The sequence below is a fragment of the Paenibacillus cineris genome, from assembly GCF_018333335.1.
Lineage (GTDB): Bacteria > Bacillota > Bacilli > Paenibacillales > Paenibacillaceae > Paenibacillus_AQ > Paenibacillus_AQ favisporus.
Genome location: NZ_BORU01000061.1, coordinates 1 through 207 on the forward strand (window position 1 = coordinate 1; position 207 = coordinate 207).

Genomic DNA, 207 nt, shown 5'->3' on the forward strand with positions numbered 1-207 from the left:
AACTTTCTTGGAGAGTTTGATCCTGGCTCAGGACGAACGCTGGCGGCGTGCCTAATACATGCAAGTCGAGCGGACTTGATGGAGAGCTTGCTCTCCTGATAGTTAGCGGCGGACGGGTGAGTAACACGTAGGCAACCTGCCTGCAAGACCGGGATAACCCACGGAAACGTGAGCTAATACCGGATATCTCATTTCCTCTCCTGAGGG

Annotated in this window: 1 rRNA gene; it reads left to right on the forward strand. The window is 54.1% G+C overall.

The window, feature by feature from the left end:
• Positions 1–4: 4 nt before the first annotated feature.
• Positions 5–207: ribosomal RNA gene (locus KI379_RS33950) — 16S ribosomal RNA — on the forward strand; the annotation flags it as partial.